The following is an 8,218-nucleotide window of genomic DNA, read 5'->3' as shown; positions in this document are numbered from 1 at the left end:
ATCGCCATTGACTAAAGGCAGGACAGCCTCCCGGTTGACTTTTCTAAGAGATCCAGCCTTTATGTTTCCGAAGCTTCCGGGAGGCTGCTGTGTGGAGGGATAGGAGGTGGGAAACAAAGGCATCTGGTTGAGTGTTTGTGGTGCAGTTAAGTGCGGAATCGAAAGATTCAGGCTCTGAAGAAAGTCATTTACTCCCAGGATGAGTTCGTTCAGGACGTCCAGGGGTTCATCGATCGGCACCGGGGAGGCTTCTTTTTCTTTCTCCTCGAACGGTTCGTTCTTCACAGTCAGTTCCATTGCATCGAGATCAAGCTCCAGACTCTCCGGCAGCACGAATTGGACTTCCGCCACAAGATGCTTCCCTTTCTTTGATCCTGTCACAACGGGAATAACGTTGTTGCCTTCTGTAAAACCCCTGGGGAACAGTGTTCTCCACTGCTTTGTAAGAAGCAGTTCCGGATGGCTCTTCTTTAGCTCCTCGATCCACCTGTTGAGGCTGTCCTTGATTCTTTCCGTGATCTCTTGTTTGTAGCTGTTCTTCATAATCCCTCCAGTGCCTGTCTCTGGCGTTTTTCTTCGTCCATGGCCTCGTACTGGTTGAAGACTATTTCGGCCTCGTCGCCGCATTCCTGGCAGGTCAAATTGAATGAAGTCTTCCCCTGGCCGGCGAGCTTCTCTTCCAGCGATTCCAGCTGTTTGACATGGAGAATGGTGATGGTGCCATCCTCCCGGAACTTGAACGTGCACCGAACCCAGAGGGGGATCAGAAACCTCCTATGGTTTCCACAGGACCGGCAGGTGATTCGCATGATGTCTCTCCTTCCTTAGAGCGTTTAGTTCTTCACGGTTGTCGAGGAGTTCCTCTTCGAGGGACTTCAGACTTCTGGGCGGCGTCCACTTCGAATATGGCGGACAGACCCTGGGACTACCGCACCTGGCGCATCTGACATAACTGTTGTAGTAATGACCCGTGTCCGCATCAAAGTGGAGGGCCTGATCGTTTTGCTTCAGGAACCAGTCCACAACATCCTGCAGGTTGTCCCGGAGGGAACCGTCGGACCAGTTGTCATCGTCAATTACCGCGTCTTCAACCACCACACCTTGTGCTGCGGGGATTACGGCTCTTAAGCCCTCCACTTCAGCTTCGAAGTATGTGTAGTTCCCGCAGGCAATGCATATCAGTTTCATTCTTTCTCCCTCCTTTCCGGTCAAAACACCGCGCACAGGTCAAGTTCTCAGGTTTCAGTCGCTCTGCCACCAGATCGATGGATAGACGGGGCCTGTCTACGGCTAGCAATCCAGCGTGAGAGACTTTCACTTCGCACACTGTCCTTAGATCCATCAGGAATACGTTTCCATGACATCCCGTACACTCAGCGATCCTGATCCCTGTTGGCAGCTCTATTTCAAGGATTCCTGATGCTCTGTTTTCTTTGTCAAACATGGTCACTCCCTGAAAAAGCAAAAAAGGGGCTGGCCCTGATTCCTCCGGACCAACCCCTTTAAATACGCAGGCGCGCTCTGGGGCCCTAATCCACCACTTATGGATATCCCAATTCCATCTTCAACCTGTCAAGCGTGATGCCGTAATGGTCCATTACTTGCTCGAGTCCATCATCATAATGCGGACAGACACTGCTGCAGTCATCATCCGTAATATTACCACCCCTTGAAATGATGCACTCACTGCAAAGCTCTATCAGGTTGTCTTTCTCGATCCAGTTTCCGCAGTACCAGCACCCGGGACAACCCAACTGCCAGCACCAGTCAAGCATTCTCTCCTGAAGATCGATCCATTCTTTATTCTCGCAGTTGGCACAGCGAATGACGGATTTTCCTTCATTCAACCCCTTGTCGACTATCCGCCAGAGGTTGTTCTCAATCGCGTGAAGGACCTTCTTTACCCTTTTGTCCAGACCCACATTCAACAGACCTGATTGGCACTCGACCTTATGCCTCAACTTCAGATCAATCGAGAAGGCGTTACTGTTTCCGCAAAACGGGCAGAAGAGATTGTTCTCGACATAGCGCCTTTCCTCCGGATCATAGTACCTGGCGTCTCTGGCCATTTTCAATTGTCTCCACTACGACTTTAGTTAAACCGGCCACCGCATTTGCGATCTGGGCACCCATCTCGAGTGTCTGGGAAGTGCGCTCCCTTTTCCTTTCCCTGAACCGCAAAGCAAGACCGCTTCCCAGCAGGTAGGCGTTTGCGGCGAGAATAACGGAATTGGATACCAGACCGGCCACCTGAGAGAGGGAACGGGTGCTGACGTTCATGCGAAGTCTGGTGGGCCTATTCATGGCCGATCCTAACCACCGGTCCCCAGATGAGAGAACGAACAACTCCCACGATCAGACAGCCAATCCCGACAATCCCTAAGATCTTGCCAGCCTGCGTTATTTCTTCTGTGGAGATGAAGTATCCTCCTTCGCGCTTTTCCATGGACGAAATCCTCCTTCCTGAATGATCTTTATCAGTTGTGAAATAGACTCGATGGCTGCTTTCTGCCTCCTGAACCTGGCCCAGTCACGGATCAGGATCAACGCCGTGCCGGAGGCCAGGACGCCCATGAAAACACCTCCAAAAGCTAAAACAACGTGGCGAAGGTCCACCTCCACCACGCTGTCATCAGTCTCCGGCGGAAGCCTGGGCTTCTTGACCGGTTCAGTCATTTAGCGTTCTTCCTGTTTTGATTTCCCGTTTCGAGCCGACACCCCAAGGTGAATCAGGGATAACAGTGCCAGCGCCAGGGAAAAGCCGGCCTGTCCCCATTTAACGGCGTTCTCCGCTCTTTCTAATGTGATATTCATAATGTCCTCCATGAGTTAATAATGGTGAAATGATTGCGATGAGAAAGCTACAGTGCCTTCTCTTCCATTATACATATACCTCTTTTTAAGGGATTATTGCGGTAGGAAAGGGAGGGGGATCTGAACGCCAAGACAGTAACCCTGGAATAGGGTTAGAAATCCCGTAAAATAGGTTCTGAGCGACGCAGGTCGATTGTGCGACATAAGAGAGCGCCGTAAGCGAGAATACGGCTCCTGAGAACAAATCAGTCCATGGTATCGAAAAATGCGGTGCGTGCCATTGTGTGAAAAGTCCAGTCAACTGAATGACTCGATGAATTACGCAGAGTTGACGTTCAGGCGCATGATGGTGTCCAGGCCGGGATAACTTCACCGAGGAGAACAGCCCAAAAGTCCCACGTGGGAGTTTTAAAAAGGCCCAATTTTAGAATAAAGGGTGATTTTGAGAATGCGGGGAGTGCCAGGAAGACAGTGAGAAACTGGGGATTTCCTGGTACCTGAAGAGATTAGCCGGACACGGCGGGCCTGCTTTCCCTGTCGATATTACTCACAGTTCGTTGGGTACTTGCCCCAACGGAGTCCGGACGATGCGTTATGTCGCTGTTTTAGGTCGACTGCAACCTAATTACAGCCTTTCTTGCCTTTATAGTCGGAAAACTCCGCCCTCATGAGGCGGCGTTGTTCGAATCTGCGAGCACCGGCTTAAAAGGTCTGTGTCAATTCCACCTGCACCGATGAGGGAGATTCAATTTTGTACAGTCGGTATCCGCAATATGATGTTGATGTAGCCAGATTTGGTCAAATGTCGTAATTCCCCTTCTGTAATACCCCCCGTATCTCGGTAAACAAATCCCCGGGGGTGATTGGCTTTCTCGACGGATTTTTCCTCTTTTGTGACATAAATCTTATTCTTATCTACGCTGCCAAATGTTATCACATAAGGTCAAATATGGTCAGATTATGGACACGGATTCTATGGACACGCGGCGTCTTGAGGGAGTTGCCTCTTCTCGGTAAGACGTGGGGAAAGCGCTGCCTTTATAAGGCGGCGTTGCTGGATAGCGAAAAAAACAGGATCATATAGTCACACCATTTTGGCCTTGACTGGCGGCTAGTTTCACCTCAACAAAACCATCTTGCGAGACTGGATAAAGTCACCAGCCTGAATACGGTAGAGGTAAACGCCCGTGCCGACGTTACGGCCATAACGATTCTTCCCATTCCATAGAGAGATATGTATACCACGATCATATCTTTCTTCCTTGGAAAGGGTGACCACTTCATGACCCATCACATCATAGATGACAAGATTCACCTTACCCTCCTCGGGGAGACTGAACCGAATGGTGGTGACCGCATTGAATGGATTTGGCATATTCTGAAACAGCTCATATTCCTCAGGAACCGTCACAAATTCTTCGATGGCTTCCCTGACAAACGACGGCTGTCCCACCACCAGACTGAAGTTACGCTGAGTCTTCGAACCGTTAGACCTGAAGGTGTATTGGGGAACCTCCGACAGAGTACGGACAACCTCAAGATCTCTGTCCACCACATGAGCTTCCCACCCTGGAGGGACTGCCTCTGTCCATTCAAAGTCAAGATGGACGTATCCCTCATGGTTTGTCCGGACCACAAAGGGCCAGACGTGCCCTTGAGCCTCTTGGCTTCGGATGTCTCTGCTGTAGAGCCCACCACGATAGTCCCACTCCCGATTGTCGAAGGCCAGAGTGACATAATCGCCAATCACCGGCGGTTCGTGGCGGTCTGATTCATCCCACGCGTCTGAAGCCATGGATGCAACCCCGAACGCATTCTCCGTGTCCTGCATGTGGCCTACGGTGGCTTTCGCCCTCCCACCCCACTGTAGGGGAAGTGTCTCCACCACTTGCCGGGCCAGACTTCCAGTACCGGAGTTTACTTGAAGAGCAGTGTTTTGGAAGGCATAGATCCAGACGCCTCCCCCTGGCTTCATGCTGGTTTGGATTACATAATCGTTGATGGCAGGATCGTACTCGTAGAATTGCGGCTCAATCGCCGCAGGATCGTATTTCATCTGGCCGACGTCCACATCAAAGTTGTACGGGGATCCAATCTGGTTCCATCCCTGATTGAGACCTATGCTGTGCGCCGGCATCAGTTGTGTCGAGGTCCCTGGACCCCCAGATAGGTTCGCACCCTTGGCCGTGATAATCCAAAACGCCGCTCCTGGATTAAAGTTCGCCGACCCTTCGAACTCCGTATAATTTGTACCATTCCACCCGAAGAGACGCCACCGGGTCTTGTCGTATACCCCAAGTTCATCGCCAAGAACGGGAGTTTGGTTCTTCCCATCAAGGTCTCCGGGAACGGATATCATGGCATACTGCTCGGTGGACACGCGGGAAATACCAATATCGTCAAAGTGGACCCTGATTTCTGCCGTATCAGATACAGCCACCCTGCCCAAATTGTCTTCAGCTTGTATGAAGCCAACGATCCCACGGTCGGTCACGTGTTCCGGTGGAATTAAAGCTTGATACTGATTTCCACCCACGTCCGAAAACGCAGATGTTCGCAACGTCTTCGTGCCGCCAATGAAGTATTTCAACTCAGCCCGGTTCAGACCGGCCTCAGCTGCAATCTGGACATTCACAGTGACAAGTTCCCCTTCGCTGGCAACAATCCCCTGGAGACTACCACTAATAACAGGAGGAGCAAGTTCCAATGTGCTAAACATCCGATCACCACCATTTGTTGTTCCCACGTCGTTCGTAGCAACTACTCGAAAGTGGTACTCAGTATTTGACAGAAGATCCATGATATTGGTGCTGACGGTAAGATCAACTGTACCAGTGAGAGGACTTTGATCTGCTGTTGAAGTACTCCCGTAACCCTCTGTTTCTCCATATTCAAACGTAACTGTTGTAAGAGGGTCATTTGGATTTACGATGCCGTTGAGGGTGGCTGAGGTAGTTCCGATATCGGTTGCTGGGATGGTAATGGCCGTTGGAGCACTTCCAGCCTGCAAGGTTGCAAATGTTTGATCTCCACCGTTGGTCGTCCCTGCGCTATTGGTTGCTACCGCACGGAAGTGGTATTCTGTGTTATCAGAAAGTTCAGTCAGAGTGGCACTTACCGAAACGTCACTTGTGCCTGTCACAGGACTTTGATCTGCCGTTACCGTATTTCCATAGCTTGTCGTTTCTCCCCATTCGAAGGTAACGGTCGTGCTGAGATTGTTTGGATTGACCGTACCGTTGAGTGTGGCGGAAGTTGTGCTAACGTTTGTGGCGGCGTCTGTCGCCGCTGTTGGGGCAGTCCCGGCCAAGGTAGTGGTGAACGTTTGATCGCCACCGTTGGTCGTGCCCGCGCTATTGGTTGCTACCGCACGGAAGTGGTATTCTGTGTTATCAGAAAGTTCAGTCAGAGTGGCACTTACCGAAACGTCACTTGTGCCTGTCACAGGACTTTGATCTGCTGTTACCGTATTTCCGTAGGTTGTCGTTTGTCCCCATTCGAAGGTAAGGGTCGTGCTGAGATTATTTGGATTGACCGTGCCATTGAGTGTGGCGGAGGTGGTGCTAACGTTTGTGGCAGTGTCTGTGGTGGCTGTTGGGGCAGTCCCGGCTAAGGTAGTGGTGAACGTTTGATCGCCACCGTTGGTTGTGCCTGCGCTATTGGTTGCTACTACACGGAAGTGATATTCTGTGCTTTCTGAAAGTCCGGTGAGATTTGCACTTACTGCAACATCAGTTGTGCCTGTTACAGGACTTTGATCTGCCGTTATCGTATTTCCGTAGCTTGTCGTTTCGCCCCATTCGAAGGTAACGGTCGTGCTGAGGTTATTTGGATTGACCGTGCCATTGAGCGTGGCAGAAGTTGTGCTAACGTTTGTGGCGGCACCTGTCGTGACCGTTGATGCCGTCGCCTCCGCTTTCAGAAACAATGAATATACCGCTCCCCGATTTTCCCCGCCGTCGCCATCAAAAACGGCTCCCACGGCCAGGTCGCTGACCCCGTCACCGTCCAGATCGCCCAGGCTGGCCACCGAGCTGCCAAAGAGGTCGACATCATCCAGCGTGGCGGTGAAGCTGCCCGCCGTGTCGCTGATCTTCTGGAAGGACTTCACCGTCCCATCGGTATTAAGGAAAAGGACGTATACCGCTCCCCGGTCACTCCCGCCGTCGTCATCAACATAGGCTCCGACAGCCATGTCGGTGACCGCGTCACCGTCCAGATCGCCCAGGCTGGCCACCGAGATGCCAAAGACGTCGCTATTATCCAGCGTGGCGGTGAAGCTGCCTGCCGTGTCGCTGATCTTCTGGAAGGACTTCACCGTCCCATCGGTATTAAGGAAAAGGACGTATACCGCCCCCCGGTTAGCCCCGCCGTCGTTACCAAAATGGGCTCCAACGGCCAGGTCTGTTACCCCGTCACCGTCCAGGTCGCCCAGGCTGGCCACCGAGACGCCAAAGAAGTCGCTATTATCCAGCGTGGCGGTGAAGCTGCCCGCCGTGTCGCTGATCTTTTGGAAACTTTTAACGGTCCCATCAGTCGCGATCTGAGCCGAAACGGCTGAGATGAAGATGAAGGTTTGCCCAAATGGGACGTGGCTTGAGGCAGCAATCATGAGAAAAAGTAGTGTTCTGAATGTGCGACACAAATTGTTACCAATATCATTTCCTTCCCTATTCCTGCGCAAGATTCTGGTTAGCATGACATTTTGATTAGTTCACGTATGTTATGTCCCTCATCGGAGGTCTGCTGGACAGAGTGCCCCCGATCATCATCGCTTAGCCCTAAGGTCTTTGTCCAGAGGGCTTCGTCTTCGGGCTCCGTTGGTTTGCTACAAGTTGTGACGAGGAGACAGATTCCAATTACTGTAAAAATTAAAAATCCCCTTCAAAGCGAAGAGGATTCTGACTGTCTGCCTCGTGTTCTTCATCCCTCAGCTGGCATTACCCAGTTCAGGTTCAAAGGGTTTAATCTCAGCTATCACGCACAAGTGGGATAGCACCCCCATTCTTGCTCAAATTCCCAGCTGAAGATAATAGTCGAAGTAGGAAATGTCAATCGAGGAATTTCTGATTTTTTCTCTGTTTTTTCTTGGAAAGACTTATCAGAAGTCGAAAATATGGATACGTTTTATGGATACACTTTTTGAAAAAAGGTCATTTCTCGTCGGTGAGTTTTATTGTGGCAACGGACTTCTAATCCGTTGCTCGCAGCTTTGAGACGACCTTGGGCCTGACAGGGCCTATTGGAGAAACCTATAATGAGAGAAACGAACTACTACGAAATTGATATGCGTTCGTTATCTCGCTTTGCGGAAGTGATCCACCCGCCCATTGTAACAGTCCCACCTATATAAGAATTATCGATGGTTAAAGTCAATTGAAGAATTCTGTATATAGTACTGGAA

General features: G+C 50.9%; 8 protein-coding genes and 1 riboswitch. All 8 genes read right to left on the bottom strand.

The genetic code is table 11. The features are described from left to right. Positions 1 to 543, bottom strand: a 543-nt coding sequence (locus V3U24_10720) for a hypothetical protein (protein MEE9167916.1), incomplete at its 3' end; no start/stop codon positions are given. After that, entirely contained in the window at positions 540 to 809 is a 270-nt protein-coding gene (locus V3U24_10715; GenBank protein ID MEE9167915.1) for a hypothetical protein, read from the bottom strand. The genes V3U24_10715 and V3U24_10720, both read right to left, overlap by 4 nt. Further along, positions 775 to 1,188, bottom strand: coding sequence for a hypothetical protein (locus V3U24_10710; GenBank protein ID MEE9167914.1), 414 nt, complete (start codon positions 1,186 to 1,188; stop codon positions 775 to 777). The genes V3U24_10715 and V3U24_10710 overlap by 35 nt, the downstream gene beginning before the upstream one ends. 353 nt (positions 1,189 to 1,541) lie before the next feature. Further along, positions 1,542 to 2,069 carry a hypothetical protein gene (locus V3U24_10705; protein ID MEE9167913.1) on the bottom strand — a complete coding sequence of 176 codons (528 nt, stop codon included), beginning with the start codon at positions 2,067 to 2,069 and terminating at the stop codon, positions 1,542 to 1,544. After that, positions 2,044 to 2,304 carry a hypothetical protein gene (locus V3U24_10700; protein ID MEE9167912.1) on the bottom strand — a complete coding sequence of 87 codons (261 nt, stop codon included), beginning with the start codon at positions 2,302 to 2,304 and terminating at the stop codon, positions 2,044 to 2,046. The genes V3U24_10705 and V3U24_10700 overlap by 26 nt, the downstream gene beginning before the upstream one ends. A 96-nt stretch (positions 2,305 to 2,400) precedes the next feature. Then, positions 2,401 to 2,676: a hypothetical protein gene (locus V3U24_10695; GenBank protein ID MEE9167911.1), complete on the bottom strand. Its 276-nt coding sequence runs from the start codon at positions 2,674 to 2,676 to the stop codon at positions 2,401 to 2,403. Beyond that, on the bottom strand, positions 2,677 to 2,814 hold the full coding sequence (locus V3U24_10690) for a hypothetical protein (GenBank protein ID MEE9167910.1): 138 nt from the start codon (positions 2,812 to 2,814) through the stop codon (positions 2,677 to 2,679). It lies immediately after the preceding gene. A 1,117-nt stretch (positions 2,815 to 3,931) separates the two neighbouring features. Further along, entirely contained in the window at positions 3,932 to 7,513 is a 3,582-nt protein-coding gene (locus V3U24_10685) for a T9SS type A sorting domain-containing protein (protein ID MEE9167909.1), read from the bottom strand. A 215-nt stretch (positions 7,514 to 7,728) separates the two neighbouring features. Continuing rightward, positions 7,729 to 7,823, bottom strand: a riboswitch (TPP riboswitch). Positions 7,824 to 8,218 lie beyond the last annotated feature (395 nt).

The sequence above is a fragment of the Candidatus Neomarinimicrobiota bacterium genome (assembly GCA_036476315.1).
Lineage (GTDB): Bacteria > Fidelibacterota > Marinisomatia > Marinisomatales > S15-B10 > JAZGBI01.
This window is presented reverse-complemented; position numbering and strand designations above follow the sequence as displayed.